Source organism: Myxococcus sp. AB056 (genome assembly GCF_006547365.1).
Classification (GTDB): Bacteria; Myxococcota; Myxococcia; order Myxococcales; family Myxococcaceae; genus Myxococcus; species Myxococcus virescens.
The window spans coordinates 20,617-37,944 of record NZ_VHLB01000085.1; the positions used below are offsets into that span (position 1 = coordinate 20,617).

Sequence of the window (17,328 nt, forward strand, 5' to 3'; positions counted from 1 at the left end):
CGGGCGAGCATTGCCTGCGCGGCGGGACGAACTGCCAGCATTCACTTCCGAGCCGTCACGTCACGGAGAAGTACGACGCCTGCGGATGGTGGAAGACGATGGCGGACACCGAGGCCTCCGGCTCCATCATGGAGCCGTCCGTGAGCTGCACGCCGATGTCCTCCGGCCGCAGCGCCGCGAACAGCTTCGACTGGTCCTCCAGCCGGGGACAGGCCGGGTAGCCGAAGGAGTAGCGCTTGCCCACGTACTCCGCGCGGAAGCGCTCCAGCATCGTCATGTCCTGCCGGTCCGGCGTGCCCCACATGCTGCGCAGCTGCGTGTGCAGCAGCTCCGCGTAGCCCTCCGCCGTCTCCAGCGCCAGCGCCTGCACGGCGTGCATCTTCAGGAACTCGCCCTTCGCCTTCAGCTCCTCGGACAGCTCGCGGATGCCGGAGCCCGCCGTGACGACGAACATGGCCACGTTGTCCGTCGGCGCGCCGCCCTCCAGCGGGCGCAGGTAGTCCGCCAGGCACAGGCCGCCTTCGCGGTCCTGGCGCGGGAAGTCGAAGGACGCGGCCTCCTTGCCGGACGCGCCGTCGAAGAGCACCACCCGGTTGCCGTCACTGCCCGCCTTGTAGAACTGGAAGACCGCGCGGGCCTGCATGAGGCCGCCGCGCAGGAAGCCCTTCAGCTCCTCCACGGCCTCCTTGAGGGCGAGCGCCTTGCGCCCCTCCTCCGTCTTCGCCAGCTCCGCCTCGGCCGGCGTCCCCAGCACACGCGCTGAGGAGCGCAGGCCCAGGTGCCGCCCGTACAGCATCACCGGGTTGATGAACTTCCAGATGTGGTCCAGCGGCGTGTTGGTCAGCACGTGCCGCTCCCAGTCCGGCGCGGTCGGCACGGCGTCCAGCACCTTCACGTCGGCGCTGCGCCCGCGCGTCACCACCGCCGCCGGGGCCGGCCGCTCCTTCACCTCGCGCGCCAGCTTCTCCCGGCGGACGGCCAGCTCGCCGCGCAGCTTCTCGTGTGAGGACGGGTCGACAATCTGCTTGGCCAGCTCGAGCCCGTTCATCGCGTCCTGCGCGTAGGCCACCGTGCCGGCGCCGTAGGCCGGGGCGATGTTGCGGTCCACGAAGTTGCGGCTGAGCGCGGCGCCGCCCACCAGAATCGGCACGTCCACGCCCGCCCGCTTCAGGTCCTCCGCGGTGGCCACCATCTGGTGCGCGCTCTTCACCAGCAGGCCCGACAGTCCCAGGATGTCCGGCTGGTGCTCGCGCACGGCCTGCACCAACTGCTCGGGGGGCACCTTGATGCCCAGGTTCACGATGTGGAAGCCGTTGTTGGCCAGGATGATTTCCACCAGGTTCTTCCCGATGTCGTGCACGTCGCCCTTCACCGTGGCGAGCACCACCTTGCCGCGCATGGCCGCCTGGGCCTTGCTCATGTGCGGCTCCAGGAAGCCCACCGCCGCCTTCATGGACTCGGCGCTCTGGAGCACCTCCGCGACAATCAGCTCGTTGGCGCCGAAGAGGCGGCCCACCTCATCCATGCCCTTCATCAGCGGGCCGTTGATGATTTCCAGCGGAGTGTACTTCTGCATGGCCGCTTCCAGGTCCGCGGTGAGGCCGTCACGCGTGCCCTCGATGATGTAGCGCTGGAGCCGCTCCTCCAGTGGCAGCGTGCTCACCTGGACCCGCGCGGCCTTGCGCTCACGGAAGGCCGCCGCGAAGGGCGTCACCGGGTCCGCGCCGCGGTTGTAGAGCAGGTCCTCGGACAGCTTGCGCTCTTCCTCGGGGAGCGACGGGTAGCGCTCCAGCTTCTCCGAGTTGACCAGCGCCATGTCCAGGCCCGCCTGGACGTTGTGGTACAGGAAGACGGAGTTGAGCACCTCGCGGCCCGCGGCGGGCAAACCGAAGGACACGTTGGAGATGCCCAGCACCGTCTTGCAGCGCGGGAAGCGCTGCTTGATGAGGCGCACGCCTTCAATCGTCTCCACGCCGCTGCCGATGTACTGCGCGTCCCCCGTGGCACAGGGGAACACGAGCGGGTCGAAGTACAGGTCCTCCGGCTTCATGCCGTACTTCTTCGTCAGCAACTCGTACGAGCGCTCCGCCACCTCCAGCTTGCGCTGGCGCGTGACGGCCATGCCCACCTCGTCGATGCAGCCCACCACCAGGGCCGCGCCGAAGCGGCGCGCCAGCGGCACCACCTTCTCGAAGCGCTCCTCGCCGTCCTCCAGGTTGACCGAGTTGATGATGGCCTTGCCCTGGCTGTAGGTGAGCGCCATCTCGATGACGCGCTCGTCGGTGGAGTCAATCATCAAGGGCACGCGCACCTTCTTGATGACCGCCTCCAGGAAGTTGCGCATGTCCTCGAGTTCGTCGCGGTCCGGGTTGGCCAGGCAGATGTCGATGACCTGCGCGCCCCGCTTCACCTGCGCGCGCGCAATCTCCGACGCGTCGTCGAACTGGCCAGCGACGATGAGCTCCTTGAACTTCTTGCTGCCGATGACGTTGGTGCGCTCGCCCACGATGAGGGGGCGCTGCTCGTCCGTCACCTCCAGGTAGTCCACGCCCGACAGCGAGGCCCGGGGACGCGGCGAGCCCGCGCGCGGCTTCAGCCCCTGCACCGCCTTGGCCATCGTCTCGATGTGCCCCGCGTGCGTGCCACAGCACCCCCCCACCACGTTGAGCCAGCCCTGCTCACAGAAGCGCCGCACGGAGCGCGCCAGCATCTCCGGCGTCTCCAGGTACTTGCCGTTCTCGTCCGGCAGGCCCGCGTTGGGCACGCACGACACGGGGAACGCGCTCATCGACGCCAGCGAGCGCAGGTGGTCCGTCATGAAGTCCGGGCCCGTGGCGCAGTTGAGGCCCAGGTACAGCAGGTCCGTGTGCTCCAGCGACGCGGCCAGGCTCTCCACGCTCTGCCCGGCCAGCATGGTGCCCATGGGCTCAATCGTGCCGGACACCGCCACCGGCAGCGCGTAGCCCAGCTTCTGGAACGCGCGCTCGGCGCCCAGCAGCGCCGCCTTCACGTTGCGGGTGTCCTGCGCCGTCTCAATCAGCAGGTAGTCCGAGCCCCCCAGCGCGAGCCCTTCGGCCTGCACCGCGAAGTTGTCCACCAGTTCCTCGAAGGTGACGCCGCCGGTGACGCTGATGGCCTTGGTCGTGGGGCCAATGGAGCCCGCCACCCAGCGCATGCGGCCGTCCTTCGCCTCGGCGGCGGCGGCGGCGTTGCGCGCCAGCCGGGCGGAGACCTCGTTGATTTCGAGCGCCTTGTGGCCCAGGCCGAACTCCGCCAGCACCAGCGGCGTGCCGCCGAAGCTGTCCGTCTCCGTCACGTCCGCGCCGGCCTCGAAGTAGCGCGCGTGGATGGACTCCACCAGTTCGGGGCGCGTGAGGACGAGGTGCTCGTTGCACCCCTCGTACTCCGGGCCGCCGAAGTCCGCCGCCTTGAGGTCCTCGTTCTGGAGCAGCGTGCCCATGGCGCCATCCAGCACCAGCACGCGCTCACGCATCGCGGCGCGCAGGGCCTCCACGCGACGGCCGTTCTCACCAGGAGGCAGCGGGAGGGCAGCGGGGACAGGGCTCGTCATGACGGTTTGACTCCAGTCAGCAGGAAGACACGAAAGGGGCTGGCCCCGTCCCGGGCGTGCGTCTCCCGGGTCAGGGACGTGAAGCCGGCCTCGCGCAGCGCGGCTTCGAGGGATTCAGGCGCGAAGCCCAGGTGCCGGTGGCCCAGCCGCTCCAGCACCCAGCGCTCCTCGTGCGGCATCAACTCCAACAGCACCAGCCGGCCGCCCGGCTTGAGCAGGCGGGCGGACTCGGCCAGCACCGCCTGCGGCTCCTCCACGTGGTGGAGGCTCTGCGAAATCACCACCAGGTCCAGGCTGCCGGACGCGAGCGACAGCCGGTGCAGGTCCTCGCGGAGGAAGCGGATGTTCTCCAGGCCCTCGCGGCCCGCCCGCTCCCGCGCCTGGTCCAGCGCGTCCGCGTTCTGGTCAATGGCCCACACGCGCCGCGCCCAACGGGCGATGGCCACGCTCAGCACGCCGGTGCCGCAGCCGAAGTCGGCCACCTCCAGGGGCGGCAGCAGCGACGCCAGCGCGCCTGCCCACAGGAACCACGACTGCCCCGGCTCCAGCAGCCGCTCGTTGAGGGCCTGCCGGTCCTCGCGCGCCCGCAGCAAATCCTTCAGCCGCGCCGAGTCCCCCGCCGCGTCCTCCGCCTGCCGCGCCATCTGGATGAGCGGCCAGCGGCCGTCCGCCTGCTCCAGGGCCAGCGAGTAGTAGCTGTAGCCCGCGTGGCGCTCCTCGCGCAGCAGGCCCAGGCCCTTCAGCTTGCCCAGGTGATGGGACACGGAGGACTGCGCCACGCCCACCAGGGACACCAGCTCCGTCACATTCAACGGGGCCTCTGCCACCAACCGGAGGATGCGCAGCCGCGTCGGGTCTCCGAGCACCCTGAATGACTGGGACAGCTCTTCCATATCGCCGCATCAACATATGTCGATGCCGGGCACAAGGCCAGCACTCTCTAGACGCGACGCGTTGCCTGTGCCCCGACAGTCGCGTACAGGGCGAAGCATGGCGACTCCCACCCACACCCCGACCCTTCACGAGCTGCTCGCCGGCAAGCGCTTCGGACTCGTCCTCTCCGCTGGATATTTCGGCTTCTACGGTCACGCGGGCTTCCTCAAGGGACTGGCCGCCGCGGGCCTCAGTCCTCATGCCTACGCGGGCACATCCGCGGGCGGAATGGTGGCGGCCTACGCCGCCGCGGGCACGCCGGTGCGTGACGTGGAGGAGCTGGTGCTGCGCCAGACGCGCGCCAACTTCTGGGACCCGGACCCCATTGGCGCGGTGCTCAACGCGGACGCGGCGGGGCACGGCCTGACGGGCCTGCTCAAGGGTGAGCGCTTCCGCAAGCTGCTGGATGCCACGCTGCCGGTGCGCACCTTCGAGGAGCTGCCACACCCGCTGCTGCTGGTGGGCGCCAACCTCACGCTGGGCAGCCACGATGTGTTCACCTCGGGCGAGCTGGCCCCGCGCGTCCACGCGACGTGTGCCTATCCCGGCCTGTTCCGCGCGGTGCCCCTGGAGGGCAGCCTGTACTGGGACGGTGGCCTGGTGGACAAGGCGCCCGCGCTGTCGCTGCACGAGAGCGCCGCGGGCAAGGAGCTGGACGCCATCCTCGTGCACTACCTGCCCAGCAAGACGCGCAAGGTGGTGGGCGGCCCCATGGCATACGCGCAGGGGCTGGCCGCGGGCTCGGCGGCGCTGCGCCAGGACCACTTCCGCCTCCAGCTCACCGTGCTGGAGCAGAAGCAGGTGCCCGTCTACGTCGTCGTCTCCAACCTGCCGCCCGTGTCTCCCACCACCATGGAGCGCGGCTTCGACGCGCTGGACCAGGCGAAGCTGGCCGCCGAGCGCGCCCTGGCGCGGCCTCCGGTGCCCTTCGCGCAGGCGGAGTGGTGAGCCTCAGCGCAGCCACACCATGAGCAGCGCGGGCGTGACCGCCACGAGCACGCCCACCCCGAAGGCCAGCAGCACCTGGAGGAAGAAGAGGTCCTCCAGTGTCTCCACCAGCGTCATCTCCACGCGCTCGATGCCCAGCGTCTCCAGGTTCCGCACCGCGGTGGCGGTGTCCGGCGCGGAGACGACGGCGCGCAGCGCCAGCACGCCCAGGACGCGGCGGGACTGCTCCATGAGGAAGCGCTCCACCTCCGCCATGCGCGAGGACGGCGCTGCACCTCGGGCCTGCTCGGCCTGCCGCAGATGCTCGCTCATCGACTCGTTCACGACGCGCGACAACTCCTCGCGCGACAGTGAACCCGAGCCTTGGAGCCGCCGCGCCACCTGCACCGTGACGGGCTTGAGCACGGCATAGACGCGGGCCACCACGCCGCGCTCCCGGGCTTCATCGGCCAACCGCCCCGACACCGCCAGCAGCATGAACGCGTAGCCACCCGCCACCGACAGGGCCAGCGGCGGCAACACCGCGCTCAGAACGACGAGCCATGTGGGCGCGGGCGGAACACCCAGCCACCGGGGCAGCGCGTAGGTGGCCGCGCCCACCGCCAACCCCACCAGACCGAAGAGCGCTCCGCCTTTCAGCGCGCCCCAAAGCCCCACGCCCATCAACCGGAAGGCCACCAGCAGCCCCTGCCCCAACGCGCCTGCGACCCGCATCGACCGATGCTCCCAGGACGGAAGACCGCCCTTGTCCCCCACCGCGGCGAAAGGCCGGTTCCAGGGCGGAGCCACAATTCCATGAGAGACGCTCCCTCACCAGTGACGCACGCCGTCGACGCGGGCGCGCGTCTCCTCCAACAGGGCACGCCGATGTCGGTTTCCAGACGGACACGGAGGCCGGCTCCTCATTTCGCGACAGACCCGAAATGCAAGATGCCCGTGTGAACCCGTCCGCTGTGCAAGTGGACCCGGGCCACGGCCGTCCCCCCTTCCGATGTGGAGGCTGTCCATGCCGATGTCGTCGCTCCTGTCGATGCGCCCCCTGCGGTACGCGATGCTGTCCCTGTCCGTGCTCGCCTTCGCCCCCTCAGCGGTGGCGGCGCCGCCCGCGAAGTCCCTGAAGCCGCGCGCGCTCGCCGCCAAGCCCACCGGCCGCGAGCTGGCCGGGGACACCTACGTGGAGCGCATCGTGGTGAAGTTCCACGAAGGCAGCCGGGTGCGCCTGCGCGACCAGCAGTTGGTGGCCCTGTCTTCGGAACGGGACGCCGCGGAGCGCTCGCTGCTGGCCGGACGTGGGCTGGGCGACGCGCGCCTGGAGGCGGACCTGGGCCATGTGACGTCGCTGCTGGAGCGCGCGCCCCGCATTGGCGCCGTGGCCCGCCTGTTCGACGAAGCCGAGTCCACGCTGGAGGCGCGCAAGGCCTCCGGGGAGCGGCAGAGCGGTGAGCAGCTGGCGGACCTGAACCTGTACTTCGAAGTCCCCCTGATGCCGGGCACCACGTCCGAGCGCGTGGCCGACCTGGTCGCCGCGCTCAACGGCCTGGACGGTGTCGAGGTGGCCTACGCCGAGCCGCCCCCCGAGCCGGCCATGGTGGACTTCGGCATGGACGCGGCGGTGCGCAGCCTGCTGGCCGCGGCGGACCTCCCCCCCGTCACACCGCTCTACGAGAGCAACCAGGGCTACCTCAACGCCGCGCCTGGCGGCATCGACGCGAAGTACGCGTGGACGGTCCTTGGCGGCCAGGGGCAGAACGTGAAGGTGGTGGACATCGAGGGCGGGTGGCGCACCACGCACGAGGACATGCCCGACCTCTTCCACATGGGCGGCACCCAGTACACCGACCGGAGCTGGCGCGACCACGGCACGGCGGTGCTGGGTGAAATCGTGGGCGCGCGCAACGCCTATGGCGTGACGGGCATCGCGCACCAGGCCAAGGCGGGCTACGAGTCCATCGGGGCCCAGAGCACGGCGAGCGCCATCACCAAGGCGGCCACGGCCGCGGGTCTGGGTGGCATCGTCCTCGTCGAGCTGCACGCCCGCGGCCCCTCGGACGGCACGGCGTGCTCGTGCAACACCTCCCAGTGCGACTACATCGCGATGGAGTACTGGCAGGCCAACTACGACGCCATCAAGACGGCCACCGCCAACGGCGTCATCGTCGTGGAAGCGGCGGGCAACGGCAGCGCAGACCTGGATGCGCCCGCGTACGGGAGCGCGTTCAACCGCAACACCCGGGACTCGGGGGCCATCTTCGTGGGAGGCAGTACGGCCACCACGCGCTTGCCCATGTGCTGGACGAACTTCGGCAGCCGCGTGGACGTGCACGGCTGGGGTGAGCGCGTCTACACCATGGGCTACGGCAACGTGTTCGGCGCCAGCTATGGCGAGGACCAGTTCTACACGTCCAGCTTCAGCGGCACCTCCAGCGCGTCCCCCATCGTGGTGGGCGCCGCCGCCAGCGCGCAGGGCGTGGCCCTGGCCAACGGGCGACGTCTGACCAGCACGCAGATGCGCTCGCTGCTGCGCGCCAACGGCACGCCGCAACCCGCGAACACGCGCCAGATTGGCCCGCTGCCGGACCTGGCCAAGGTCCTGCCCAAGGTCATCGCGGGCGACTACTGAGCCGGATTCCCGGCACGCCCCCACCTTCCGCGTCAGGACGGGTGGGGGTGCGTTTCATGGCGGCGAAGTGACTACCGCTCGCCGTAGCGGCGGTGGTCCACCATTAGACAGCGGTCCTGCACCACCTGGATGCCCGCCTTCGCCAGCTTCTCCGCCGCGGCGTCGTTGCGGATGCCGGACTGGAACCACACCGCCTTCGGCTTCTTGGCGATGAGCTCGTCCACGTGCCCGTCGATGTCCTGCGGCCGGCGGAACACGTCCACCAGGTCCAGGTCGCCGGGCACGTCCGTCAGCCGCCGGAACACCGGCTTGCCCAGGATGTGCGTCACGTCCGGGTAGTAGACGGGCACGGGCACCACCTCCACGCCCGAGCGCGCCAGGTAGTCCGGCACGTAGTAGGCCGGCTGCCCTGACTGCTGCTCCGTCTTGATGCCCAGCACCGCCACCCGCCGGGCACTCTTCACCACGCGCTCCACACCCGCTTCGTCCTCGATGAGGTTCTGCTCCCAGCTCATCGCGCCTCCTCCTGGAGCCCCTCTGCCCGGGACTCCGTCGTGACAGTCCACGCTTCGCCCGCCACCGTCGCCCGCACCGTGAGTTGGCGGCTCACGGGCATGAAGCGCCCCCGGCCCACCAGCTGTTCTCCCTCGCAAGCCACGCCCGGCGTCAGCTCCGGCCGGCCCGCCATCACCCACGCCTCCCACAGCGCGTCCGGCGCATCCTCCGGCACCGCGTCCAGGCAGCGCAGGCCCAGCACCACCGCGTCTCCCAGCGGCGTGTCCCGCGTGCCCTGGACCGTGCGCTCCAGCACGTAGGCCACCTGGCTGTCCCCCACGGGCACCAGGTCCACCACCCAGCTCTGCTGGCCCTCCACGAGGTTGCGCTGGAAGAGGCCGGCGAACTTCACCTCCCACTCGCGCCGCGCCCGCGTCTCCAGGGCCTCGGGCTCGAAGAAGCGCTCCAGCACGCCCGCCTCCGTGCCCGCGGGCGCCACCTGGCGGAGCGCCTCCTGCGCGGCTTCGGGGGCCACCAGCTTCACGAAGGTGCCATCCGCCGCCAGCCACGCCTGCAGCGTGAAGCGCGCCAGCACGTCCGCCACGCCGGTGGGGACCTCCTGTCCATTGCGCGTCAGGCGCGAGCGCGGCACCGCCTGCGCCAGCAGCCAGCCCCCTTCGGAGGGCGTGAAGCGCGTCTGCGTGGTCAGCTCCACTTCCTCGCGAAGGGTGTCACCCCGCCGCTCCACCGAGCGCACGCTGCGCTGCGTCTCCGTGAGCACGCGGTCCACGGGGGGCAGGAAGTCCAGTCGCACCGACGCCGGCCGCGGCTCCGAAGGCGACACAGAGAGCGGCGCCTTGTGGCTGCAGGCAATGGCGGTCAGTGACAGGAGGAGACTGGACGTCAGGGGGCCGGGACGCATGCGCCGTCACACGCTGGCAGAAAGCGCCCGCGCCCGCGAGCGCTTCCACCAGGCCTCCCCGCCCCAACGCCACCGGTTCACGGATGACGCGTCTGGCCGTCCGGTGCATCCTCCACGGCGTCCCGCCCGATGTTGCGGCGGTCCCGGTTCACCCCGTCATCGTCGTCCCTCGAGCCCCCCAGGGCGGAGCGACGGGACGCCTCGGAGAGGTCCCGCTGCACGGCCTCGCGGGTGGCGTACTCGCGGCGCGGCAGGCACTTGAAGAGGTTGATGACGTCGGGGGGGGCGCCTGCGTCAGCGGCAGCCGCCGCCAGTTGCTCCCGTTCGACGGGGTACTCCACCGCGTCGAGGTGCGGGGTGATGGAGAGCGCTGGATCCTCCGCGAGTCCATAAGCCATCGTCTGTCTGCCTTTCTGCCGGGGCGCGCTGGCCCCGGCACCGGTGCGTTCGTGTGCAATGACAACGTGGGGATGGCCGGGGCGCGGGACCACCCGGGGCGCCCCCGTCCCAGCCCCTGTCCAGGCAGGGGGACAGCCGCCCTGGCCCCTTCCCGGCTAAGGTGTCGTCCCGCGACGCCTTCCTCGCAGGAGTCCCACACCCCATGACCGCCGCGCCCCTGCTGCTTGCCTGGCTCACGCTCGCCAGTACGCCCGCCGCCGCCCCACCGCCCGTCCATGACGTCTTCGCCCTGGACGAAGCAGCCTTTGTCGCCCAGGCCCAGACCGACCTCGCGCTGCTGGAGCGCCACGTCCGGGGCCTGCGCGGGCTGCAGGAGGCCGTGAAGCAGTCGCGCGCCGTGTACCAGCAGAAGCAGAGCGTGCCGTACACGCCGGACCAGAAGCAGCTGCTGCTCAGCACCTGGGCGGCCTTCTTCGACTACTTCGTGTCCGTGGAGGTCATCCGCCAGCGCTACTGGGACTTCGTGAAGGTGCCCGCCCACGCGCATCCGAAGAAGCACGCCTGGGGCTTCCTCCTCACCCACGGCGCGCTCACCACGGAGCTTGCCCACGGCCTCACCTACGCGGAGCTCACCCTGGGCAAGAAGCAGCTCGAGGTGCTGCTGGACGAGCCCGCGCCCGAGTACGGCCTGCCCGCGCGCGCCTTCGCCCGGTTCAAGGACAAGGCCATCCACGTCTCCACCAGCACCCAGCTGCTCACGGGGGATGGCTACAAGGAACAGCTCCGCCCGCTGCTGGTGAAGGCCGGCGCGCTGGACGCCCCGCGCGTGCCCTGGCTGCTGCAGGAGATGAAGCACAACAGCAAGGTGGCGAAGGGACTGCTCACCCGGCGCGGCGCCACGCTCTTCGCCAAGGCCACGGTGGACCTGACGGCGGACGCCGCGCAGCGCGCCTTCTTCCCTGTGCAGCGCGCGGTGGCAGCCTGGATGGGCGACACCCGCGTGCGCCGCGTGGGCCAGCCGCTCATCTCCCGCGAGCAGGCCCTGTCCCTGCTGGAGAAGATGGAGCCCGGCGACATCGTGGTGGCCCGGCAGAACTGGTACCTCTCCAACATCGGCCTGCCGGGATTCTGGCCACACGCGGAGCTCTTCATCGGCACGCCCGCCCAGCTTGGCGCGTACTTCGACGAGGACGCGGACGTGAAGGCCTGGGTGGCCACCCTCCCCGGCGCACCGGGCTCGCTCACCCAGCACCTGGCGCGCGCCTTCCCCGCCAAGTGGGCCGAGTACACCGGCAACGACGCGCACGGCGACCCCCTGCGCATCATCGAATCCATCAGCGAAGGCGTGTCCTTCACCGGCCTGGAGCACGGCATGCGCGTGGACTACCTGGGCGTCATGCGCCCGCGCCTGTCCCGCCTGGAGAAGGCCCGCGCCATCGTGCGCGCCTTCACCTTCCAGGGCCGCCCGTATGACTTCGACTTCGACTTCTTCTCCGACCGGACGCTCGTGTGCACGGAGCTGGTGTGGAAATCCTACGCTCCCGCGGGCGACATGACGGGCCTGCGCATCCCCCTGGTCAGCGTGGCCGGCCGCCGCACCCTGCCCGCCAACGAGCTGGTCCGCCTCTTCGACGCGGAATACGGACGCGAGGACCGGCAGCTGGACTTCGTGGCCTTCCTGGATGGCCGGGAGGCGGAAGGCAACGCCAGGGAGGCGGACGCCGCCGCTTTCCGTTACAGCTACCGCCGTGCCAAGTGGGACATCGCCCAGGAGTAGACACACGATGACGGAGCAGATGGCCGAAGAGATGCTGCAGCTGTCCACCCAGCTCTTCGAGAAGATGATTTCCCAGCAGCAGGCCAAGGTGCTGCGCCTGGCCCGCGAGGCCGTGCCCAACATCTCCCCGGAGGAGGTGCGCAATTCCCACGACTTCCCGGAGCTCAAGGAACATCCTACATTTGAGTTCGAGGATGGAATCCTGTCCGGGCTGATTGCGGCCCAGATTGCCCTGCGGGCGGAAATCAAGGGACGGCTGCCGCTTGAACCTCCAGCATTCTGACGCTCGGCCGCCTGCCTTTGCCGTCCGGGCCCCCGTGGGTTACTGGTTCTCGCCGTGAGCATTCCCCCTGGATTCAGCCCACCGTTGGCGCGGGAGCGGCTGGTGTCGGCCCTGGCCGCGGAGCCCCCGCGGCTGGACCTGGCGGCGCTGGCCATCGCCACGCTGGACAAGCCCCTGCTGGACGCCCCGGGGTGCCTGCACATGCTGGACGTGCTCGCGTGCCGGGTGCAGGTGGAGGCGGAGCGGCTGAGCGAGAAGGGCGAAGTCCTGGCGCCGCTGCGCGCCTTGCGCCACGTGCTGGCGGACATCGAGGGCTTCCGCGGCAACGAGGACGACTACCACTCCCCGGAGAACAGCTTCCTGGACCAGGTGCTGGAGCGGAAGCTGGGGCTGCCGATTACGTTGTCCGTCGTCTACCTGGAGGTGGCGCGTCGCGCGGGCATCTCCCTGTACGGCGTCCCCTTCCCCGGCCACTTCCTGGTGGCGCACGACGCGGGGGACCACAAGCTGGTCATGGACCCGTTCCATCAAGGGGACATCCTCACCGAGCACGGCTGCGAGGAGCTGCTCAAGCGCGTGGCGCCGCAACTCAAGTTCGACCGCAACATGCTGGCGCCCGCGCCGGTGGAGCTCATTACGTACCGGATGCTGTCCAACCTGCGGCGCGTGTACCTCGGCAGAGAGGACTGTGAGCGCGGGCTGGCGGTGGTGGACCTGCTGCTGCTCCTGGCGCCGGACCACCCGGGCGAGCTGCGCACCCGTGCCGCGCTGCTCAGCAACCTGGGGGCATACCGCGCGGCGCTGAAGGACGTGGAGCGCTGCCTGGAGCTTTCGCCCGATGCCCCCGACCGCGAGCGGCTGGAGATGACGGCCCGCGAGCTGCGGGAGCGCGCCGCGCTGCTCAACTGAAGGGAAGGACTTTCACGTGGCTCGAGAGGTGAAGCCCTGGCGCCGGCTGCGGCGAGGGCTGGAGCATGACTTCAGCGTCGCCCGGGTGCGCGAGGACTGGTGGGCGGACCCGCGCACGGGCCACGAACACCCGCGCGTGCGCGTCGACTGCGCGGACTGGGTGAACGTCATCGCGGTGACGCCGGACGCGCAGCTCGTCCTGGTGCGGCAGTTCCGCTTCGGCGTCGAGGCATCCACCCTGGAGCTCCCCGGTGGAATCGTGGAGCCGGGCGAAGCGCCGGAGCGGGCCGCGGCGCGCGAGCTGGAAGAAGAGACGGGCTACGTGCCGGGCCGCCTGGTGCTGGTGGGCCAGGTGCACCCCAACCCCGCGTTCCAGGGCAACGTGTGCTTCAACTTCCTCGCGCTCGACTGTGTGAAGCGGCACGAGGGGCGGCAGGACGCGGGCGAGGACATCGCCGTGGAGCTGCACCCGCGCGCCGACCTGCCGCGCCTCATCCTGGAAGGACACATCTCCCACTCGCTGGTGGTGGCCGCCTTCTTCCAGGAGCGCCTGCTCAGCGAGTCGAAGTAGGCCCGTGCATCAGGGACGCGAGCAGCCGCAGCCGCAGGCGTCGAAGAAGGGCGACTCGCCCCGGGCACAGACGAAGAAGACGACCTGGCACTCCTTCCTGTCCTCGGACACGTAGCGGCGCTGGGCCGCCTGTGCGTCGCAGGCGACCCGGTCCGCCACGGGCTGCGACACCTCGGCCGCGTCGCCCTCTTCCGTGAGCGCACCGCAGCCCGCGGCCCCCAGGGCCGTCAGCAGCGTCAGAACGCCCCTCAGGTCGAACACCCGCCACCTCTCGAACCGGCGCATGTCCTTCGCGCCCGCCTGGACTGAAGAGCAACGTGGGGGCCTTCCCCGCGCACCGGGAGCCCCCTCGGGTTCGAGCGTGCCCTGGGCGTGGACGGCGTCACATTCGCGGCGTGTGGAGACGGACAGAAGGCGGGGCTCGAGCCCGCCTGTGTCCGCCAATGCACGGGCGCCTCGGCTTCGGGGGAGGCCTCCCTTCAGCGGGCCTTCTTCGCGCGCGTCCGGCGTCGCGGCGCAGCCGCCTCGGCCGGCGTGGCCTCCTCCCGCTGCCACGTGCCGGAGCGCCCGCCCGACTTGTGCTCCAACTGCACCGCGTCCAGCACCATGCCGCGGTCCACGCTCTTGCACATGTCATAGACGGTCAGCGCCGCCGCGCAGGCCGCGGTGAGGGCCTCCATCTCCACGCCGGTGCGGTCCACCGTCTTCACCTGCACGCGGACCCGAAGCCCCGCGTCCTCCGGCGCCAGCGTCACCTCCACGCCCGAGAGCGCGATGGGGTGACAGAGCGGAACGAAGTCCGGCGTGCGCTTGGCGGCCATGATGCCGGCGAGCCTCGCCGCGGCCAGCACGTCCCCCTTCTCCACCTTCCCCGCCAGGATGCGCTCGCGCGTGTCGGGCAACATCCGCAGCAGCGCGGTGGCCACGGCCACGCGGCCCGTCTTCGGCTTCTCCCCCACGTCCACCATCTTCATCGGCGCACCCCCTGGGCCACCGCGGCGAGCAGGTCATCCACGATGTCGTCTGGGTCCTCCAACCCCACGGAGACGCGGATGAGATTCTCCCGGATGCCCGCGGCCTCCCGCTCCTCCGGTGTGAGCCGGCGCGCGCTGGCGCTGGCCGCGTGCATCACCAACGTGCACACATCCCCCAGTGAAGGACCGGGCCGCCCCACCTTCAACGCCTCCAGGAAGCGCATGCTCTCCGGCCGCCCCGCGCCCTTGATTTCAAAGGCCACCATGGGGCCGCCGCCCAGCAGCAGCTCCTGCGCGGTGGCGTGGTCCGGATGCGAACTCAGCCCCGGGTAGATGACCCGCTCCAACAGGGGCGACTCCGCGAGGCGCCGCGCCACATGCGCCGCGTGCTCGACATGCGCCTTCATGCGCACCGGCAGCGTGCGCAGGCCGCGCAGGGTGAGCCACGCCTCGAAGGGCCCCAGCACGTCACCCGCCAGCACCCGCGCGGCGCGCAGTGGCGCCATCCGCTCACCTGAGGCGCTCACCGTGCCGCCCAGCGCGTCGCTGTGCCCGTTGAGCCACTTGCTGGTGGACTGCACCGCGTAGTCCGCGCCCAGCGCCAACGCGCGCTGTCCCACGGGCGACGGGAAGGTGCCATCCACCACGAACGTCGCGCCCACGTCCTGGCAGGCCCGCGCCAGCACGCGCAGGTCGGGCACGCGCAGCAGCGGGTTGGAGATGCTCTCCGCCAGCACCATGCGCGGCTTCAGCGCTCGGATGCGCTCGGGCACCTGGGGGTCCGTCATCAGGAACGCGTGCAGCTCCACGCCCAGCGTGGCGCACAGACGCTTGTACAGCGCGCGCGTGACGCCGTAGCCATCCGCCGGCATCACCAGCGTGTCCCCCGCCCGGAAGCCCTGGGCCTCGAAGACGGAGCGCAGCGCGGCCATGCCACTGGCATAGGCCACGCAGTCCTCGGCGCCTTCCAGCGCGGCCACCGCCTCCTCCAGCAACGTCGTGTTGGGCGCGCTGATTCGGGCGTAGGCGTAGTCCTTCCCGTCCAGGGCGCTGTCCAGGTCATCGCTGCTGTCGAACCAGTTCACCGCCGCCGGGTAGATGGGCGGCGACACCGGCACCGCCTTGCTTCCAGCCAGCCGCGTCCCAGCGTGCACCGCCACCGTCTTCTGCTTCGAGCTCATGGGGATTGCTGCATCCTTCGCGGGAATGGAAAAGCCGGCCCCGGGAAGGGGCCGGCCTGGGAATGCTCAGCGGACCCGCGTGGGCGGGTGGACTACTCGCCGTGCTCGATGAGCCAGCGCTCCGCGTCGATGGCGGCCATGCAGCCCGTGCCCGCCGCGGTGATGGCCTGGCGGTAGTAGTGGTCCTGCACGTCACCGCAGGCGAACACGCCCTCGATGTTGGTGCGCGTGGAGCCCGGCACCGTCTTGAGGTAGCCGCCCTGGTGCGTCTCCAGCACGCCCTGGAACAGCTCCGTGTTGGGCGTGTGGCCAATGGCCACGAACAGGCCGGTCGCCTTCACCTGCTGGCTGTCACCCGTCTTCAGGTTGCGCACCACCGCGCCATTCATCCCCTTCGCGTCGCCGAGGACCTCCTCCACCGCGGAGTCCCACATGAAGGAGATTTTCGGATTCTGGCGAGCGCGCTCCTGCATCACCTTGGAGGCGCGCAGCGTGTCGCGGCGGTGGATGAGGGTGACGTGATTGACGATTTTCGCCAGGTACGTCGCCTCCTCCATCGCCGTGTCACCGCCGCCCACCACCAGCACGTCCTGCTTCTTGAAGAAGGCACCGTCGCAGGTGGCGCACGCGGAGACGCCGCGGTTCTTGTAGGTGTCCTCGCCCTTGACGCCCAGCCACTTGGCGGTGGCGCCGGTGGAGATGATGACCGTCTCCGAACGATAGCTGATGCTCTCCCCCTGGATGAGGAAGGGGCGCTGGGAGAAGTCCACCTTCACCACGTTCTCCATGTGGATGGTGGTGCCGAAACGCTCCGCCTGCTTCTGGAAGCGATCCATCAGCTCCGGGCCGGTGATGGCCTCCGGAAAGCCCGGGTAGTTCTCCACGTCGGTGGTCACCATGAGCTGGCCGCCCGGCACCCGCTGCGGGTGCTCCAGGGTGGGGCCCCCGGCGAACACCACCGGCTGCAGGTTGGCGCGCGCGGCGTAGATGGCCGCGGTGTAGCCCGCGGGCCCCGAGCCGATGATGGTCACCTTGTTGATCTTCTCCTCCGCCACGACTCCTCCCAAATCTCGTTGATGGCCCCAAGGTACCAGAGCGCCTCGGGCGCGTGATACGAAGCTGGCCTCATGGATGCCGCCGTCCTCAAGAAGGTTGCGCTGTTCGAGGGTTTGACCCAGGGACAGCTCGCCAAGGTCGCCCAGATTGGTCACTCCCGGACCTACCCGGCGGGCGCCTTTCTGTTCCGTGAGGGGGAAACCGGCCAGGAGATGTTCGTAATCGCCGAGGGCAAGGTCCGCATCTCCAAGTCCGTGCCCGGAATCGGCGAGGAGGCGCTCGCCATCCTGGAACCCGGCCAGTATTTCGGTGAGATGGCGGTCATCGAGGATTCGCCGCGCTCGGCGGACGCCATCGCCCACGTGAGCTGCTCCGTCTGGGTCATCGAGCGCTCCCGGTTGGACCAGCTGATGTTCACCGACAAGGACCTGGCGTACGTGCTGCTCTGGACCTTCGTCCGCACGCTGAGCGAACGGCTCCGCGAGACGAACGAGAAGATCAAGGGCTTCTTCGCCCTCTCCCGCTTCTGACAGTCCGTCTCAGCCCCCGAGAAGCCAGCTGGTGCAGGGATGTCCGTCCGGCATCCGAGCCCCTTCCCACGTGTCGGGACGGGTACGCAGCCCACTCCCCAGGTAGCACAAGCAGGCACACGGGTTGCTTTGTCCCCGTCCCGTGGAGGGCGGCGGGAT

General features: G+C 70.3%; 17 protein-coding genes. 7 read left to right on the top strand and 10 right to left on the bottom strand.

Features of this window, described 5'->3' with window-relative positions:
- Nucleotides 1–55: 55 nt before the first annotated feature.
- Together metH and FMP39_RS28965 are read right to left on the bottom strand one after the other, a co-directional pair.
- Nucleotides 56–3,571, bottom strand: a complete 3,516-nt coding sequence (gene metH, locus FMP39_RS28960; RefSeq protein ID WP_141593359.1) for a methionine synthase — start codon at nt 3,569–3,571, stop codon at nt 56–58.
- Nucleotides 3,568–4,464, bottom strand: a complete 897-nt coding sequence (locus FMP39_RS28965) for a metalloregulator ArsR/SmtB family transcription factor (RefSeq protein WP_141593360.1) — start codon at nt 4,462–4,464, stop codon at nt 3,568–3,570. Before FMP39_RS28965 ends, metH begins: the two co-directional genes overlap by 4 nt.
- A gap of 97 nt (nt 4,465–4,561) precedes the next feature.
- On the opposite strand from FMP39_RS28965, the gene FMP39_RS28970 reads away from it, so the two are divergent.
- Nucleotides 4,562–5,452, top strand: a complete 891-nt coding sequence (locus FMP39_RS28970; protein WP_194858604.1) for a patatin-like phospholipase family protein — start codon at nt 4,562–4,564, stop codon at nt 5,450–5,452.
- Between the two features lie 3 nt (nt 5,453–5,455).
- On the opposite strand, the gene FMP39_RS28975 is transcribed toward FMP39_RS28970, so the two are convergent.
- Entirely contained in the window at nt 5,456–6,166 is a 711-nt protein-coding gene (locus FMP39_RS28975) for a hypothetical protein (protein WP_141593362.1), read from the bottom strand.
- A 292-nt stretch (nt 6,167–6,458) separates the two neighbouring features.
- Here FMP39_RS28975 and FMP39_RS28980 point away from each other — a divergent pair, with 292 nt between their 5' ends.
- Nucleotides 6,459–8,072: a S8 family peptidase gene (locus FMP39_RS28980; protein ID WP_228558422.1), complete on the top strand. Its 1,614-nt coding sequence runs from the start codon at nt 6,459–6,461 to the stop codon at nt 8,070–8,072.
- A 71-nt stretch (nt 8,073–8,143) separates the two neighbouring features.
- Here FMP39_RS28980 and FMP39_RS28985 read toward each other — a convergent pair whose 3' ends face one another.
- The 3 genes from FMP39_RS28985 to FMP39_RS28995 all read right to left on the bottom strand — a co-directional run bounded on the left by FMP39_RS28985 (nt 8,144) and on the right by FMP39_RS28995 (nt 9,887).
- Nucleotides 8,144–8,587, bottom strand: a complete 444-nt coding sequence (locus FMP39_RS28985; protein ID WP_011552056.1) for a CoA-binding protein — start codon at nt 8,585–8,587, stop codon at nt 8,144–8,146.
- Nucleotides 8,584–9,489, bottom strand: a complete 906-nt coding sequence (locus FMP39_RS28990; protein WP_141593364.1) for a hypothetical protein — start codon at nt 9,487–9,489, stop codon at nt 8,584–8,586. Before FMP39_RS28990 ends, FMP39_RS28985 begins: the two co-directional genes overlap by 4 nt.
- Nucleotides 9,490–9,566: 77 nt before the next feature.
- The gene (locus tag FMP39_RS28995; protein ID WP_026114192.1) at nt 9,567–9,887 is read right to left on the bottom strand and encodes a DUF2795 domain-containing protein; all 321 of its coding nucleotides are present in this window, start codon (nt 9,885–9,887) and stop codon (nt 9,567–9,569) included.
- 203 nt (nt 9,888–10,090) lie between these two features.
- Between FMP39_RS28995 and FMP39_RS29000 the strand changes: the two genes are divergently transcribed.
- The 4 genes from FMP39_RS29000 to FMP39_RS29015 all read left to right on the top strand — a co-directional run bounded on the left by FMP39_RS29000 (nt 10,091) and on the right by FMP39_RS29015 (nt 13,428).
- Entirely contained in the window at nt 10,091–11,665 is a 1,575-nt protein-coding gene (locus FMP39_RS29000) for a YiiX/YebB-like N1pC/P60 family cysteine hydrolase (RefSeq protein WP_194858605.1), read from the top strand.
- 7 nt (nt 11,666–11,672) lie between these two features.
- Nucleotides 11,673–11,948 (top strand): hypothetical protein, encoded by a 276-nt coding sequence (locus tag FMP39_RS29005; protein ID WP_090491927.1) that lies wholly within the window; start codon nt 11,673–11,675, stop codon nt 11,946–11,948.
- Between the two features lie 84 nt (nt 11,949–12,032).
- On the top strand, nt 12,033–12,857 hold the full coding sequence (locus FMP39_RS29010) for a SirB1 family protein (RefSeq protein WP_141593371.1): 825 nt from the start codon (nt 12,033–12,035) through the stop codon (nt 12,855–12,857).
- A gap of 16 nt (nt 12,858–12,873) precedes the next feature.
- Nucleotides 12,874–13,428, top strand: coding sequence for an NUDIX hydrolase (locus tag FMP39_RS29015; RefSeq protein ID WP_141593366.1), 555 nt, complete (start codon nt 12,874–12,876; stop codon nt 13,426–13,428).
- A gap of 9 nt (nt 13,429–13,437) precedes the next feature.
- Here the strand turns inward: FMP39_RS29015 and FMP39_RS29020 are convergent, their stop codons facing one another.
- From FMP39_RS29020 to trxB, 4 genes are all read right to left on the bottom strand, one after another.
- Nucleotides 13,438–13,713 (bottom strand): hypothetical protein, encoded by a 276-nt coding sequence (locus tag FMP39_RS29020; RefSeq protein ID WP_228558423.1) that lies wholly within the window; start codon nt 13,711–13,713, stop codon nt 13,438–13,440.
- Between the two features lie 194 nt (nt 13,714–13,907).
- Nucleotides 13,908–14,402, bottom strand: coding sequence for a cyclic pyranopterin monophosphate synthase MoaC (gene moaC, locus FMP39_RS29025; RefSeq protein WP_090491924.1), 495 nt, complete (start codon nt 14,400–14,402; stop codon nt 13,908–13,910).
- Nucleotides 14,399–15,583 (bottom strand): PLP-dependent aspartate aminotransferase family protein, encoded by a 1,185-nt coding sequence (locus tag FMP39_RS29030; protein ID WP_141593367.1) that lies wholly within the window; start codon nt 15,581–15,583, stop codon nt 14,399–14,401. Before FMP39_RS29030 ends, moaC begins: the two co-directional genes overlap by 4 nt.
- Before the next feature lie 92 nt (nt 15,584–15,675).
- The gene (gene trxB, locus FMP39_RS29035) at nt 15,676–16,638 is read right to left on the bottom strand and encodes a thioredoxin-disulfide reductase (RefSeq protein ID WP_141593368.1); all 963 of its coding nucleotides are present in this window, start codon (nt 16,636–16,638) and stop codon (nt 15,676–15,678) included.
- A gap of 72 nt (nt 16,639–16,710) precedes the next feature.
- Here trxB and FMP39_RS29040 point away from each other — a divergent pair, with 72 nt between their 5' ends.
- Nucleotides 16,711–17,169: a Crp/Fnr family transcriptional regulator gene (locus FMP39_RS29040; RefSeq protein ID WP_011552046.1), complete on the top strand. Its 459-nt coding sequence runs from the start codon at nt 16,711–16,713 to the stop codon at nt 17,167–17,169.
- The last annotated feature ends 159 nt before the right edge of the window (nt 17,170–17,328 follow it).